Source organism: Anaerobacillus alkalilacustris (assembly GCF_001866005.1).
In the GTDB taxonomy this organism is placed as follows: Bacteria; Bacillota; Bacilli; order Bacillales; family Anaerobacillaceae; genus Anaerobacillus; species Anaerobacillus alkalilacustris.
On the sequence record NZ_MLQR01000026.1, the window covers coordinates 1 to 15962 of the forward strand.

The 15962-nt window shown below is 33.7% G+C and carries 12 protein-coding genes; 9 read left to right on the plus strand and 3 right to left on the minus strand.

What is annotated here, in order from left to right:
- Nucleotides 1-147 precede the first annotated feature (147 nt).
- Complete coding sequence (locus BKP37_RS09465) at nucleotides 148-342, minus strand: hypothetical protein (protein ID WP_071308741.1); 195 nt, start codon at nucleotides 340-342, stop codon at nucleotides 148-150.
- Between the two features lie 279 nt (nucleotides 343-621).
- Here BKP37_RS09465 and BKP37_RS09470 point away from each other — a divergent pair, with 279 nt between their 5' ends.
- From BKP37_RS09470 to BKP37_RS09505, 8 genes are all read left to right on the plus strand, one after another.
- Nucleotides 622-1707, plus strand: a complete 1086-nt coding sequence (locus BKP37_RS09470; RefSeq protein ID WP_071309372.1) for a hypothetical protein — start codon at nucleotides 622-624, stop codon at nucleotides 1705-1707.
- A gap of 629 nt (nucleotides 1708-2336) precedes the next feature.
- Complete coding sequence (locus BKP37_RS09475; RefSeq protein ID WP_071309373.1) at nucleotides 2337-5759, plus strand: BadF/BadG/BcrA/BcrD ATPase family protein; 3423 nt, start codon at nucleotides 2337-2339, stop codon at nucleotides 5757-5759.
- 19 nt (nucleotides 5760-5778) lie between these two features.
- On the plus strand, nucleotides 5779-7290 hold the full coding sequence (locus BKP37_RS09480) for a 2-hydroxyglutaryl-CoA dehydratase (protein ID WP_071309374.1): 1512 nt from the start codon (nucleotides 5779-5781) through the stop codon (nucleotides 7288-7290).
- 365 nt (nucleotides 7291-7655) lie between these two features.
- Nucleotides 7656-8876, plus strand: coding sequence for an EAL domain-containing protein (locus BKP37_RS09485; RefSeq protein WP_071309375.1), 1221 nt, complete (start codon nucleotides 7656-7658; stop codon nucleotides 8874-8876).
- Between the two features lie 161 nt (nucleotides 8877-9037).
- Nucleotides 9038-10207 (plus strand): MFS transporter, encoded by a 1170-nt coding sequence (locus tag BKP37_RS09490; RefSeq protein ID WP_071309376.1) that lies wholly within the window; start codon nucleotides 9038-9040, stop codon nucleotides 10205-10207.
- Between the two features lie 114 nt (nucleotides 10208-10321).
- Entirely contained in the window at nucleotides 10322-10870 is a 549-nt protein-coding gene (locus tag BKP37_RS09495) for a LemA family protein (protein WP_071309377.1), read from the plus strand.
- Between the two features lie 11 nt (nucleotides 10871-10881).
- A complete protein-coding gene (htpX, locus tag BKP37_RS09500) occupies nucleotides 10882-11760 on the plus strand; it encodes a zinc metalloprotease HtpX (RefSeq protein WP_071309378.1) in 879 nt (292 codons plus the stop codon).
- Between the two features lie 1225 nt (nucleotides 11761-12985).
- Entirely contained in the window at nucleotides 12986-14209 is a 1224-nt protein-coding gene (locus BKP37_RS09505; protein WP_169823120.1) for a DUF418 domain-containing protein, read from the plus strand.
- 18 nt (nucleotides 14210-14227) lie between these two features.
- Here BKP37_RS09505 and BKP37_RS09510 read toward each other — a convergent pair whose 3' ends face one another.
- Entirely contained in the window at nucleotides 14228-14743 is a 516-nt protein-coding gene (locus tag BKP37_RS09510; RefSeq protein ID WP_071309380.1) for a hypothetical protein, read from the minus strand.
- A gap of 169 nt (nucleotides 14744-14912) precedes the next feature.
- On the opposite strand from BKP37_RS09510, the gene BKP37_RS09515 reads away from it, so the two are divergent.
- Entirely contained in the window at nucleotides 14913-15389 is a 477-nt protein-coding gene (locus BKP37_RS09515; protein WP_071309381.1) for a YwpF-like family protein, read from the plus strand.
- 376 nt (nucleotides 15390-15765) lie between these two features.
- Here BKP37_RS09515 and BKP37_RS19270 read toward each other — a convergent pair.
- A partial coding sequence (locus tag BKP37_RS19270; protein ID WP_139193082.1) for an ATP-binding protein occupies nucleotides 15766-15962 on the minus strand: 197 nt, incomplete at its 5' end.

Here is a 15962-nt window from a genome sequence, read left to right on the forward strand (position 1 = left end):
CTGATTGTAAATAATTTTCCAAATGTATGGAGCCACTTTTGTTTGGGTATTTACTTTTTTGGCTTTCAACAGCGAAAGTAATTAAACTGAAAATTCTAACAATATTTATGCAACACTAATGATTTTTCACACTTGTATAATCCTGTTTCATAGATGTTTCAACTCCCTCATCACGGTTTGGATCGTGCGCTCATCTACGCCGTGGAAGAAGGAGATTTCAGCGTCTGCCTTTTTGATCATGCAAATGCTGTTTGAAAGTGTTGCCGGCGGCATCGGTGTATCGAGATTTTTACTTTCTGAGTGAAGTGTAACGGGGACAATTGTTAATTTTTTTTGTGGCATAAGAAAAGCACCTCCTTTATTTGATACTTGTATCGTACCAGGAGGCGCTACGTCTTTATATGCGTTGTTTGAAGTAGGGCTTACTGTCAAAATATAAGTTTTAGTGGGGAAGAAGCAAAGTACCTACTATATTGTAAGCACTAAAAACAAGGTGCCGTAACTAACCAAGAAAAGATTTATAATACCTATCACTGATTGTTAGATTATCGCATAATATAAAAACTAGGTAGCTGTCTATGTAAGATAATTTACAAAGACTAAACTTAGGAGGTCACAATGATGGGTATTAAACATTATTTTTCAGATGGAAATACGAGTCAAGGTTATGTTTCATTTGTTGGAAATGTTGTAGATGATATCAATAGAATATTTCTCATAAAAGGTAGTGTACGTGTCGAAAAAACTAGAGTCCTTAAGAACATTAGTGAAATTTTTGAAAAGCAAAATGTAGATGTGCATTGGTTGCATAACTCAACAAATGATGATTTGTTAGATGGTATTATTATTCCACAAATGAGTATAGCAGTTCTTGATGGTAGTAATAGAAGTGGGATTGAATCAAAGTATAAAAACTTTGTTGAAGTTGAGTTTGATATTGATGTGGCATTAGATAGAGTAAAACTAGCGGTGAATAAAAAAGCTATTCTTAAATTAATCAAGGATAATGATCAATTTCATAAAGAAGCTTATGCAAAGTTCGCGAAAGGGAAAGAAATTCATGAAAAGAAAGAAGAATTATATATTTCGGCGATGGATTTTGATAAGGCGAATAAGGTAATTGCACAAATTGCAGCGAACTTATACCATGATGTAAGAGTGGAAACTGAGAAGCCGATTGTGAAGCAGCTATTTTTTGGTGCTGGAACATCTCGTGGACCTATTAACTATATTGAAAATATTACTGAAGATATTAAGAAAAGATATATTATTAAAGGGCGCTCAGGTAGTGGAAAAAGCACGCTCATGAGACGGATTGCAAAGTATGGTGAAAATTTAGGTTTATCTGTTCAGTACTACCCATGTGGTCTCGATCCTAATAGTTTAGATATGATTATTATTCCTACATTAAGTGTAGCAATTTTGGACGGTACTGCTCCGCATATAATCGATCCTACTAGAGAAACAGATGAAGTAATTGATATGTTTGAATTATGTATGGATCAATCCGTTGAGGACAAATATGGGAAGGAATTTGATCTATTACATGAGTCTTATAAAGAAGTGATGAAGGAAGGAACGCATTTGTTACAGGAAGCGAAACATATTGGGCATTTATTAGATGAACTTTATCAAAATGCATTAGATCAAATGATTTTAAAGAAGGAAATTGATAAAATATTAAATACATTCAAAGGATTACATTAATCTTTCATTTTAGGAGGGAGCATTTTCGTGCTTTCTTCTTTTTTATATAATCAGAATTTATAAATTTCTAACTTGGAAACTGTCTAGCTCCAGGCGCCATCGGCTCGATCACTTCAGACCTTCTCTTTCGGTCAAAAACCCGACCGCTACGAGCAAATCTTCCAGTGTTTCTCGCCGATAGGCGGGCGCCTTGCGCTTTTCTTGATTTTGCTATAGATATTCGTTGGTTAAGGTAGCGCGACGATATTTTATATAAAAAAATCAACGATTTTTTTGGATTTGAAGGATTTTTAATACTTTTATGGAAATATTTATGTTAGCTTTATTTTATCCCACTCTTAATGGGCAGTAATACCCCTACCTCAAACCTTAAGATAGTTGAATAATTTAGGTGGGGGATTAACTGCCCCTAAAGGTACAATATAGAATAACTAACAATCAGTAGCGATGAGGGAAAACCCCCAATGATTGAAGTTCAGCTATATGATTATAAGAGTATGCGAATAGTTTGAGTGAACATGGAAAAAATATGTAAATACGTTCGGGTTTTTGGAAGCATGATTATTTATTGCATTCACTCATACTAGTTTTTAAACAATATTTTTAACATCTAAGTAGAGGAGATTATTATGTCTGGAAAGGAATTTGTTATTGGTATCGACGTAGGCTCAACAACGGTAAAGGCTACAGTCATACATCCGAAATCAAAAAAAATAATCTGGTCAAAATATAAGCGGCATCACACTAGACAAGCTGAACTAGTGTTAAAGTTTTTAGAAGAAATTATTGAAAAGCTAAAGATTAAAAATAATGATAATGTTCGAATATTTACTACTGGTTCAGGTGGCCTGCCATTAGCAGAAGTACTAGGTGCCAAGTTTGTACAAGAGGTAAATGCGGTAACAATGGCAGTGGAAGAACTTCACCCTAATGCTGGTAGTGTTGTTGAGTTAGGTGGACAAGACGCTAAAATTATTATTTTTAAAGAAAATGAAAAAACAGGTGGAAAACACGCCATTACATCTATGAATGATAAATGTGCTTCAGGAACAGGTGCGACAATTGATAAATGTATGATTAAAGTTGGTATGGTCGAAGAAGAAGTCATGCAACTTCGTTTTGATGATAGTAAACTTCATCACGTGGCAGCTAAATGTGGAGTCTTTGCTGAAACTGATATTGTTAACTTGACGAAAACAGGGATTCCGGCTAAAGAAATTATGTGTTCATTAGCTGATGCAATTGTTATGCAAAACTTATCGGTACTAAGTCGAGGAAATACACTAAGACATGAAGTAATCTTACTCGGTGGGCCAAATACATACTTACCGTTTTTACAGGATTGTTGGAAAAAACGAATTAAAGAAGTTTGGGATGAAAGAAAATATCCTTACCCAAAACATGTAGATATTGATGAACTAATTTATGTCCCTGATAACTCACAGTATTATGCTGCCTTTGGGTCTGCTATTTATGGACTATATGAACCTGGAAACATTGGAGTATTTAAGGGGATTGAATCTTTAAAAGACTATATTTTATTTGGTAGGAAAGCAAAATTAGGTGAGTCGGCAGGTCCACCATTAGTTAAAACAAATGATGAGTTAGAACAATTTAAAATGAAGTATCAAATCCCACCATTTAAACCAGCTTATTTTTCTATTGGTGAAACCATTCGTGCCATTTTAGGTGTTGATGGGGGGTCAACTTCATCAAAAGCAGTTCTAATTGATGAAAACGGACATGTTTTGTTCAAGGCCTATCAGTTATCAAAAGGAAATCCTCTTCAAGATACGAAGGAATTATTAAAATTATTAAAGGAACAAGCAGAAAAGAATGGTGCTACTTTAGAGATTGTTGGTTTCGGAGCAACGGGTTACGCTGCAGATGTTTTAGAAAGAACTTTATATGCAGATGTTAATATCGTCGAAACTGTCGCACACATGAAAAGTGCTGTTCATTTTTGTGGTGATGTAGATGTTATTTGTGATGTTGGTGGTCAAGACATAAAAGTATTATTTTTAAAGAATGGCCATATCCGAAATTTCCGCTTATCCAACCAATGTTCTGCAGGTAATGGAATGCTGTTACAGGCTATGGCTGATCAATTTGGTATCCCAATTTACGAATATGCAGAAAATGCATTTCTTGCGGAGCTTTCACCGAAATTTTCCTATGGTTGTGCAGTATTTTTGGATACTGATCGTGTTAATTTTCAAAAAGAAGGGTATTCAAAAGAAGAACTCCTTGCCGGTCTTGCATATGTACTACCGAAAAACATTTGGCAGTATGTTGTTCAAATTCCACGAATGTCTGAATTAGGTAAGCGGTTTGTTCTTCAAGGTGGAACTCAACATAATTTAGCTGCCGTGAAAGCGCAAGTTGACTATATCAAAGAAAGAGTTCCTGATGCGGAAGTTTTTGTAAATCCTCATACTGGTGAGGCTGGTGCGATCGGGGCAGCTATGGAAGCATTACGTGTTGTTAAGAGAAAAGGTTCTTCGTCATTCATTGGGTTGAATGCAGCATTAAATATTAACTATACGACAACAAATGACCAATCGACTGTTTGTCGTTTTTGTCCAAACCATTGTAGTCGTACGTTTATTGATACGATTACACCAGATGGTAACAAAGCTAGATATATTTCTGGATTCAGTTGTGAAAAAGGAACTGTGGAAGATAAAGAAGCTGTAATTGAATTAACAAAAAAACGAAATGCATTAAAGGTCACATATCCAAACTTAGTTGAATATGAAGCGAAACGGATGTTTGAGTCCTTCTATGAGGCAAAGGGCTTACCTTCAGCAGAAACTGAAATTGAAGATTTGAAAGTTGAAAAACGAGTCATCCCATTTTTAGAACCGAAAAAGGTTAAGGTAAAACGTTTTTTCCAACGTTCTGATTCTTCGGCAATTGAAAAAAGAAAAGCAATTAAAATAGGGATTCCAAGAGTGTTAGGGATATGGTCAACAGCTCCTTTTTGGCGAACGTATTTTAAAACCCTAGGGATTGATGCGAAAAATTTAATTTTTAGTGACTACACAAGTGAAGATTTATGGATGAAGGGTGGAAAGTATGGGTCTGTAGATCCTTGTTATCCTTCGAAAGTTACCCAAGCCCATGTTCATAATTTAATCACAAAGCATCATGAAAAACATAAGTTTGATTATATTTTCTTCCCTTGTATAACACATTTGCCAACTTATTTAGATAATATTATGGATACAACTAGTTGCCCAATTGTTAGTGGTTCTCCTAATGTTATTAAAGCAGCTTTCACAAAGGAAACTGACTTTTTTAAGGAGAAAGGTATTAAATATGTAGATCCTGCTGTTACTTTTGCTGAAAAGAATTTTATGAAATTACAACTATTTGAAGCATTTGTTGACATATTGAATATAACAGAGGACGAAAATAATTTTGCTGTAGAGCAAGGTTTTATGGCTATGGAGGCCTTTGATAAAGAAATGGAAGACAAAGGTAAAGCTATTTTAGAGGATGTTGAAAAAAATGGACGCCTTGCGATCTTAATGATTGGGCGCCCTTACCATTCAGACCCAGGGCTTAACCACCGCGTATTAGAGGAATACCAAGTCAAAGGCTTTCCTATTTTATCGATGCGCTCTATACCAAAAGACGAGAGGTGGGTTTCAAAGTATTTTCAGGATGATTTGAAAACTGAAAAAATCACTAGCCCATTTGACATTAATGATGTTTGGCCAGAAAATTTCAGTTCAAATAGTGCTCAAAAAGTGTGGGCTACTAAATTTGCAGCAAGACACCCAAACATTGCATTATTAGATTTGTCGAGTTTTAAATGTGGGCATGATGCACCTACGTACGGAATTATCGATTTGATAACTGGAACTGCTAATGTTCCGTATTCAGCTCTTCATGATATTGATGCCAATAAACCATCAGGATCAATAAAAATTCGTGTGAAAACATATCATCATTCATTAAAGTTAAGAGAAGAACAATTAGAGGATGCAAGAAAAGTTAATCGTAAGCAGATGATAGAAGATTCAACTTTGGAAGAAACGAGTTAGGTTTTTAGGGGGGGGCATCATGACAACAATCACAAAGGTGAGAAATAAAGAGAGAAATGAAGTTGGAATTCTCCGAGAAAGAAAGCAATGGTACGATCAAGTACCTCGTCCTTATTTAAAAAAAGAGAAGCGTACAACAACTATACTTTTCGGTGGGTTAACGTTAATTCAGGATTCATTGATTGAAGCTGCTCTTTGTGGGTTGGGTTATAAAGTTAAGGCGTTAGATTGTCCAGATAACACATCCTTGCAGATTGGAAGAGAGTTTGGGAATCGAGGACAATGCAACCCTACATACTTCACTGTCGGTAACTTGATAAAGTATTTAAAAGGTCTTGTTGCAGAAGGGAAGACAAAAAAAGAGATCATAGACAACTACGTGTTCATTACAACTGGATCGTGTGGCCCATGTCGTTTTGGAACTTACGTAACAGAATACAGGAAAGCACTTCGTGATTCTGGATTTGATGGTTTCCGAGTATTACTTTTCCAACAACAGGATGGACTGAAACAAGCTACTGGGGAAGAAAATGGTATTGAATTAAATGTACGCTTTTTTCATCGGTTATTGAAGGCGATATTTATTGGTGACATTTTAAATATATTAGCTTATCGGATACGACCTTATGAAATGGAAAAAGGCACAACAAATAAAGTGATAGCCAACTGTAAAGAAAAGATTTATGAAGCCCTTTTGTATAGAAAGCCTCTTATACCTGTCTTACTTAGTTGTAGAGCTGAAATTCAGGAAATAAAAGTAGATTGGACTCAAGTAAAACCAAAAGTAAGTGTTATCGGTGAGTTTTGGGCAATGACAACAGAAGGTGACGGTAATTATAAATTACAACAATTTTTAGAAAGTGAAGGAGCAGAAGTAGAAGTACAACCAGTTACTGCCTGGATTCTATTTTTAGTTTGGGAAGGGCGTTTTGATACTAAACGTAGAATAAACCTTAAAGAATATGATCGTGGAAAATACGGCCTCGTTGGAAAGAAACCAGGGCATAAACTAATGAAATTAGCAATCGGTGAAAGGGCAGTTCGTGTCATGTTCCAATTTTATGCGAAGTTATTAGGGTTATATTATTACGAGTTACCAAACATGGATCAAATAGCAGAATATGCTCACAGGTATTACGATAATCATAATCGTGGTGGAGAAGGTCATATGGAAGTTGGAAAGTTATTATTAAATGTCATAAAGAAAAAAGCAAATATGACCATTTCCGTTAAACCATTTGGATGCATGCCTTCCTCAGGAGTTTCAGATGGGATTCAGTCTTTCATTACAGAGAAATATCCCGAGGCAATCTTTTTACCAATTGAAACGACCGGTGATGGAGCTGTAAATGTTTATAGTCGAGTACAAATGATGTTGTTTAAAGCAAAGCAAGAAGCTAAAAAAGAATATGATGAAGCAGTCCTAGCAAAACGACAACAACAAATTCATTTGGATGAAAAGGTTGCTTCTAAGCATTCTTTTAAACATGTAGTTGCATGTTCTGCAGCTAATGTTCTTTATGATCATTAAAAATTAAAGATTGTTTTGGTTCAAAGAATAATGAATTTTTGCATTCGTTATTTTCATCATTAAGAAATTGTAACCTTGTTACGTTGAACTGTTCGTAGCGGCTAATTTTGGTATTTATGAAATCCGCTCAGCTGCTTTTCTTAAGTGAAGAAATTGTCCCGTATCTATGGCAATTTCTTCTTTTTCCTTTTATACTTATTTGATAACATCATTAACTTTTCACAGACTGAATTATCCTAATTAGATTGAAACTGTAAAAATAAAGTAAGAAAATAGTTATGATATTTCAATTGCTAATGTTATAATATGAAGGGTTTTACGTTATTTAGAAACACGAAATGTGAAGGTAGGAGGTTGAATTTGATATGGATGCATTAGAGGTTTTAATAAATAAAGATAAAATTGTCCCATATTTTCAACCAATTTTACGTGCAGAACAACAAAGTGTTGTAGGCTATGAAGTTTTAGGAAGAATTAATTTGGACAACAAGATGGAAAGTTTAGGTGACTTCTTTAATAATGACTCCATCCCTGTTGAATATGTTTTGGAAATTGATGAACATATTCAGCATTTAGCATTTGAATACTATTGTAATGCCCGAATAAACACGGATTTATTTATCAATTGTAATGCTAATATACTAATGAACGATCATGAGTACTCAGAACAACTGATTACAAGAATTAAATCGTATGAATCGCGTGGTTTAAAACTCGAAAATGTTGTATTAGAAATTAGTGAACATAACTATCGAGGTGATTTATCCCAACTCGGTCATCTAATCATTTATTTGAAAAGTCTAGGGCTTCGTATTGCTATTGATGATGTTGGAAGGGGTGGAAGCAATTTAGATCACATTGCCCAACTCGAACCCAATATTTTAAAGGTTGATCTTAATTTTATTAAAGGTCCAATGATGCTTCAAGCAAACAAAGATGTACTTTATTCACTAAGTATGTTTGGTAGGAAAATTGGCGCAACGTTGCTGTTTGAAGGTATCGGTGATTTAACAAAGCTAAATGCTGCATGGAGAAATGGTGGTCGTTATTATCAAGGATTTTATTTAGCAAAGCCAAGTCCAGAATTTGTAAATGAAAATTGTTGTAAAGAAAAGCTAACGAAAGAATTTCAACAATTCATCAATTTTGAGAGAAGCAAATTAAATAGTCAATATATCTTTACTGAAGAATTGAATAATCGTTTTGATTTTGTGATTAAAAGAGAAAAGAAGTTAGTTTCTGATGATCTAATAAAAGTGATAGCAGAAGTCTTTAATGATGTTTGTTTTAGGATTTATATTTGTGATCAATATGGGTTTCAAAGATCTTCTAACTATGTCAAAGGTGAAAATAAACAATGGGTGTTGCAAAAAGATTACTTAGGGAAAAACTGGAGTTGGCGGCCTTACTTCTTAGAAACAATCGTAAGAATGCAATATGAAAAGAGGGGTGTCCTCTCTGATTTATATAGTGACATAGAAACAAATGAATTTATCCGGACGTTTTCTTATCCAATAAACGAAGAACTATACTTATTTTTTGATATTCCCTATACGTTTTTATTCGAGAAAGAAGGATTATTATAATGGTTGGACTCAGCAAAACTGAGTTCTTTTTTCACGTTAGGAGTATAAAATTTAAACAGGATGTTTTTAGACATTGCATTCAGACGTTTTTGTAACCTTTGTAATAATAGAGGTTACATGCCTTAACTTTAGTAACTTTTTTATTTGATTGGAGTAAAAAAATGCCCTCTATAATAAATTTAAAAGCACTTTTATTTTTTTATTACTCAAGTATGACAATTATCGTAAGCTACCTTCCTGTTTATTTTCAGGTAAATGGACTGAGTAAAAGTGAAATAGGTATATTATTGGCAATTGGTCCGTTTGCTGCGATGATCAGTCAACCTTTTTGGGGTTATATGACTGATAAATATAAAACTTCAAAAAAGATTATTGTTTTATGTTTAACAGGTGCTATATTCTCAGGTTTGATAATGTTTCATAGTTTTCAATATGGCCTGATTATGTACTTTACAGTTTTTGTTTTTTATTGTTTTATGGCTCCTGTAGGTGGATTGGGGGATAGCTTAACCCAAAAAACGGCTAACCAAATGAATATTTCATTTGGTTCAATACGGATGTGGGGTTCAGTTGGTTTTGCGGTGATGTCATTATTAAGTGGTTTTCTTTTAGCTTATATCGGCATACAATACATATATTTACCATTCATGTTTTTTCTGGTAATTACTTTACTAATGGCTTCACGAGTGAATGATGTAGAAACTTCAAAAAAACCTATTTCCTTAAGAGACGCATTGAAATTATTAAAAAACAATAAATTTATCCTATTTTTATTCATTATTATGTTAGTTACAATTACTCATCGAACAAATGATAGCTTTTTAGGTATATATCTTTTAGAAATAGGGGGGACAGAAGCTTTTATTGGATGGGCTTGGTTCATTGGAGTAATTTCCGAAGCTTTAATTTTTGCTACAGCCACTTATTGGTTTAGGAAGTATCACGTATTAACGTTTACGATTTTTGCTGCAGTTCTGTATAGCATCAGGTGGTTAGTGATGGGGTTAGTACCAAATCCTTATCTTGTACTGTCCCTTCAAATGTTGCACGGGTTAACCTTTGGGATGTTTTATTTATGTGCATTTAACTATATTACTGGAACGATCCCTGAGGAACTTCAATCAACTGGGCAACTCTTATTTTACTCTTTTTTCTTTGGCTTATCAGGAATGATTGGTGCGAGTATAGGGGGACAAATCATAGAGCGAGTTAGTACCACTAATCTTTACTTTTTATTAGCGTTTTCCTCTATTGTTGGCGCGGTTACCATTGGTGTTTATAAAGTTTATTATTTTCATTCAAAGAAGACCGAACTGGTAAATGAATCTTAGAGAACAAGGCTATAGCTGTATAGGAATACTAATTCTAAACAAAACTTGTTTTAAAAAAAGTAAGCTAATGCATATAAAACGATCAATTAATCAGGAATAAAGGAGGAAAAATGTATGTTCATATTTTTAGCAATTGTTGCAGTTGTACTATTATTTTGGGTGGTTTCTTATAACTCGCTAGTTAAATATCGTAATTGGGTAGAAGAATCATGGGCGCAAATTGATGTTCAATTAAAAAGAAGGTTTGATTTAATACCAAATCTTGTTGAGACGGTAAAAGGATATGCAAAGCATGAACAGGAAACATTAGCAAAAGTAGTTGAGTTACGAAATCAAATTAGTGGCTCTGGAGCAAAATCAAGAAAAGATCAGATGGAAGCGAACGACCAATTAACCGGGGCTCTAAAACATTTATTTGCTTTACGTGAAGCTTATCCTGACTTAAAAGCAAACCAAAACTTTATGATGCTTCAAGAAGAATTAACTGGGACAGAAAATAAGATTGCTTATGCTAGACAACTTTATAATAATACAGTAATGAAATATAATACGAAAATACAATCCATCCCTACAAACATTGTTGCTTCGATCCATAAATTTGACCGTCGTGAAATGTTAGAAACAAGAGCAGAAGAGCGTGAAAACGTTCAAGTGAAATTTTAGAGGGATAACACATGTTATTATACGAACAAATCCAATCGAATAAGCGGAAAACAATTTTCATTGTTGCGATGTTTATCGTTTTTGTTATTACAGTAGGTTCAGCCCTTACTTATATTTCTGCAGGAGATTATATTACTGGAGCGGTATTTACAGCCATTTTTGCTTCGGTATACACAATCATTATTTTACTTTCTAGTACAAATGTGGTTATGAGTATGAATCATGCTAAAGAAATTAAGTCTAAAAATGAAAATCTATTTTTATGGAATTCAGTTGAAAACTTGGCAATGGTTGCACGTATTCCAATGCCACGAGTTTTTATTATTCAAGATTCAAGTCCTAACGCTTTTGCCACAGGAACTTCACCAAAAAATGGAGCGGTTGCTGTTACGACAGGATTACTAGACCGATTAAATCGTGAAGAAGTTGAAGGCGTTTTAGCTCATGAAGTCGCTCATATTAAAAATTATGATATAAGACTTGCTACGATTGCTTTAGCTTTAGTTTCTGTTGTAGCAATTATTAGTGATTTAGGATCTCGAATGATTTTCTATGCGCGTGGTGGCAGGGACAAAAAGCAGCATCCGGCTGTTTTAATTATTGCGCTAGTGTTGCTTATTCTCTCCCCGTTAATTGCTTCGTTAATTAAACTGGCGATATCAAGAAATCGAGAATATTTAGCAGATGCAAGTGCGGTTGAACTAACCCGAAATCCAAATGCTCTGGCTACTGCGTTAGAAAAAATATCAGGAGTAAGGACACCAGTAAGAGAAGCTTCTAACGCTTCAGCATCCTTATATTTCGCTGACCCATTAAAGAAAAAGATGGCGGGACTCTTTTCTACTCATCCACCATCTGAAGAACGAATTAAACGGCTTAGGAATATGTGAAGCTTTTGCTTTTACAAAAAAATTCTCATAGTGATTATAAAAGTACAGGTGAAATTCTTAACGGAATCCGTTACCTATCGCAAACATTAAAAAGGTATTATTAAATGACCGTCAAATTTCATGCTAATTTGACGGTCAATTTTTGTTGATAAAAAATGATTTACTAAAAAAGTTATACAAAATATGCATCACAAAATGTTATACCAATTGTCCATAGACACCAGCCAGTTATATTTACATTTCTATATACAATTTCATACACATTAATCCGGACATAAATTTACTAATAAAAAAGTTGTATAAAGCTGACGAAGGACAAAATCAGGCTGAAACGAATGCTAAGTGTTCTTCATAAAGCCGATGAAGGACAAAATCAGGCTGAAACGAATGCTAAGTGGACTTCATAAAGCCGATGAAGGACAAAATCAGGCTGAAACGAATGCTAAGTGTTCTTCATAAAGCCAATGAAGGACACAACTAGGCTGAAATGCATGCTAAGTGTCCTTCATAAAGTTGCTGTAGGATTGCACTAACTAACGCAGCGATACTTCAATCAGATATTCAAAATAGGCTGTTTTCACAAGGGTTGTTGTGATTGAATTTCCAGGACTATAGTGGAATGGAGCGGAAGGCACTTGACTCCTGCGGGAAAAAGAGGAAAAGTACCTACAATAAAGTATACGAAAACAACCAAAAAAGTCTGGCATGTTCAATCTTTTTATATTAGGATACAAAAAAGCACCGCAAATGCGGTGCAATTAGTTATACGTTTTTGGCTGCACTTTCTTTTGACATTTATGGTTTTGCGATAGCAAACGGAACCCGTTATGAAATTCTTGTGCTTTTTTCTTTTAATCAGAATTTATAAATTTCTCTAACTTGGAAACTGTCTAGCGCAAGCAGCCGAAGAGCTCGGTCACTTCAGTCAAGTTTCTGACTTCAATGCCTTCTTGGCTTCCTTCTTTGAAGATACTTCATGCTGCTTTGCTCCTGCGATTACTCGTCGCACGGAAAACAATTGCTCTTGAACAAACGGAGTGGCACAGGAGCAACTGCTCGTGACCAAGGCGCCTTGCGCTTTTCTACAGTATCAGAATTTATAAGTAGATCCTATTTTATTTAGACTTGGACTTTTAATATTGAAACTGTTTCTTCGTTTAGACGTATAAACAAAAAGGATAAGACTATGTTAAACAAATATTAAACACGATTGGAGAAAATGAGATTGAGTGATTTAATTAAACCTACTGAGCAAAATGAGCGTATCGTGCCATTGGACATTATCCGAGGTTTTGCTCTTTTAGGAATTTTAGTTGTAAATATGCAGTTTTTTAATACACCTAAGTTGTTTGTTGCTGGTACTGAAATTAGTTTATTCAACGGAATTGCTAGTCAAATTGCTCATTATTTCATTTTGATTTTTGCGACTGGAAAATTTTTTACTATTTTTTCATTTCTATTTGGACTTGGTTTTTTTATTTTTATGAACAGAGTTGAACAGAAAGGGTTTTTAGTAGCGCCACTCTATAGACGCAGACTCTTTTTTCTTTTGGTTATCGGCTTTATACATGCCATTATAATATGGAGTGGAGATATCCTTCTTCCTTATGCTTTGGCTGGTTTTTTCCTACTATTATTTAAAGATAAATCAAAAGAAGTTATAAAAAAATGGGCAATTACATTATATGTCATTGTTAATTTCATTATTGGAATTTTCGCTTATTTATCTACATTAGTTTTAGCCGTTTTTAATAATACCGGACAATTTAGTAACCAACATGAAGAGTTAGTGGAACGAGCGGTATTTGTTTACCAAAATGGTAGTTTCCTAGAAATTCTTTCGTTTCGTTTAGCTGAGGAAGTACCATTAATATTATTAAATTTACTCGTAACAGTTCCTTTTGTTTTATCAGTTTTTTTGTTTGGATTGTATGTTGGAAAGAAAGGGATTTTGACAAACATTACGGGCCATTTATTATGGATTAAAAAGGTTTGGAACAGAAGCTTTCTATATAGTTTTATACTCACAATGTTCTATTTGGTATTAGAATTTCAATATATTATTATCCCATTTTATTTACATGATGCAATAATTGAAGTATTAGGCTTTGCAATTGGGCTTATTATGTGTTTTTTTTATATGACATCAATTGTAATTCTCTGTTCTAAGGAAAAAAAGATGAAAATCCTTATGTTTTTAGCACCGGTAGGTCAAATGGCGTTAACTAATTATTTATTACAGACCTTTATTTGTTTAGTCATTTTTATTGGCTTTGGATTATATGGTAAGGTAACTCCAGAAATAGGAATAATTATCGCATTTATCGTTTTTGTATCACAAGTTTTCTTTAGTCATTATTGGTTAAAAAATCATAAATTCGGTCCAATGGAGTGGTTATGGAGAATATACACTTATAAAACTTATTTTAATTCAAGTGAGAAATTGTGAGGGATTTCCCTAATAGGCTTATTCCCCCACAGTTTTAATTTGAAATTTTTTCATTACAAATTCATGAATAGGCGCTTGAGTTATTCGATAAATCATCCATGGTAAACGAGGCTCAAAGCTTTCAAGTGCAACAACAATTTGCTTGTCATCGCTAAGTGAGAATGAAAATGTCCCTTTTTGTTTCTTTTTTGCTAATAAACCACCAGTAACATGTAAGACAACCTTTTGATCTGTTGAAGTTTGTATAGTAAGGATCAACACTGGGTTTTTTAAAAACTTAACATACAGACTGTAAGATTTGTCTTTAAATGAAACGGAAATTATATTTTTCGATTCAGTAGCAAGCCATTGGAAATATCTATCAACCATATAAGAAGGCTTCTTCCTTTTTTGAGTATTTAATATTTGAATTGACCAATATTTTTTACTATCATTATTAAACGCAACTAAACCGTTTTTCTTTATTCTCACATGAGGATTTGATTTATGAACATTAAGATATTGCTTCAGATGGTGGTTAATTTTTTGAGTCATTTTGTCACCGCTTTTAATAAGTTATAAGAGTTTACATCAAATTTTATCATAATAAAAAGAGTTGTCTATTGGATAAGATAACAAATATTGAATTTTTGGGTAAAAAATTCAGATAAAATTCCATTTATGGTATCATATGATTATGGAATACATTGGGGGTGTAACAAATATGAAAACGTTTAAGTTATGCACAATGCTTGTCCTTTTAGATAATGATCATGAACCAAAGGAAATACCAATATTAGAAGGGCTAATTATTAATAAAGAGGAAGTACAGAAAAATTGGTTAATTGAAGCTGTAATTACTAAAGAATGGGAAGGATATTTTAATAGTCTTTATAGTAGCCACGAAAAGTTTATGGTTGAAGCAACTATTACTAACAAAAATAATAACCCAGCAACCTTTGTTTGTACAGTTAAAAGCATTACAAAATTAAAGAATAATATTAGTATCCTTCTTGTTGGTTCATTAGTCGTCAAGAAAGATGATTTTGCTGATATGATTTTAAAAAGTATTATTAGTGAAGGTTTTGAAGGTGACGATATAGTTGTTGAATTTAAGAAAAGAAAGAAAGATCGGGGAAGAGCGATACAAGGTGCGTTAGCTAATGCATTTGTACAAGAAAAAGATAAGTTTTTTGAATAGTTGGAAATAATGTGTGGCTGACTCATAAAGGGTTAGTCACTTTTTATATGTGTCAAAAGTTGTCCGATTTTTAAAGCATGAAAACTATGGACAAATAATATAATGAAATATAACAATATGATCTTGATATATGTTAAATGTCCAATTTACTATCTGAAAAAAAGAGGATTTTCTGACGCAAGATAAACTGTTACTTTTATTTAATAGTTTCATGGACGAGTTAAATAAAGGAAATGGATTTATTCCCCTGTTAGGTAATAAAGCAGGGGATTTTTTCTTTGTGCAATCATGAAAGCTTACTATTTGGAACAAAGAAATTACTTAGTGTGACCGTCAAGTAGAAATGAACACTTTTCGCTGATTTATTTTGAACATTTCATCCCTTAAAAATGGAAGTTCGGTGTTTCATTCGATAACTATCATCGGTGAACTGGATTATTTCGGCACGATGAATAATTCTATCCAATATTGCAGTTGTAATTGCCGGATCACCGAGAAGTTCTCCCCATTCACTTGGGCCCTTATTTGAAGTCAAAATGATAGAGGAGGAATTATATAAATCGTTAATTAAAT

Bases quoted from the DNA above. Each gene is read 5' to 3' on its own strand.
- BKP37_RS09510 (WP_071309380.1), bottom strand. From the start codon at position 14,743: ATGACTCAAAAAATTAACCACCATCTGAAGCAATATCTTAATGTTCAT.
- BKP37_RS09480 (WP_071309374.1), top strand. From the start codon at position 5,779: ATGACAACAATCACAAAGGTGAGAAATAAAGAGAGAAATGAAGTTGGA.
- BKP37_RS09495 (WP_071309377.1), top strand. From the start codon at position 10,322: ATGTTCATATTTTTAGCAATTGTTGCAGTTGTACTATTATTTTGGGTG.
- BKP37_RS09515 (WP_071309381.1), top strand. From the start codon at position 14,913: ATGAAAACGTTTAAGTTATGCACAATGCTTGTCCTTTTAGATAATGAT.
- BKP37_RS09490 (WP_071309376.1), top strand. From the start codon at position 9,038: ATGCCCTCTATAATAAATTTAAAAGCACTTTTATTTTTTTATTACTCA.
- BKP37_RS09465 (WP_071308741.1), bottom strand. From the start codon at position 342: ATGCCACAAAAAAAATTAACAATTGTCCCCGTTACACTTCACTCAGAA.
- BKP37_RS09470 (WP_071309372.1), top strand. From the start codon at position 622: ATGGGTATTAAACATTATTTTTCAGATGGAAATACGAGTCAAGGTTAT.
- BKP37_RS09485 (WP_071309375.1), top strand. From the start codon at position 7,656: ATGGATGCATTAGAGGTTTTAATAAATAAAGATAAAATTGTCCCATAT.
- BKP37_RS09475 (WP_071309373.1), top strand. From the start codon at position 2,337: ATGTCTGGAAAGGAATTTGTTATTGGTATCGACGTAGGCTCAACAACG.
- htpX (WP_071309378.1), top strand. From the start codon at position 10,882: ATGTTATTATACGAACAAATCCAATCGAATAAGCGGAAAACAATTTTC.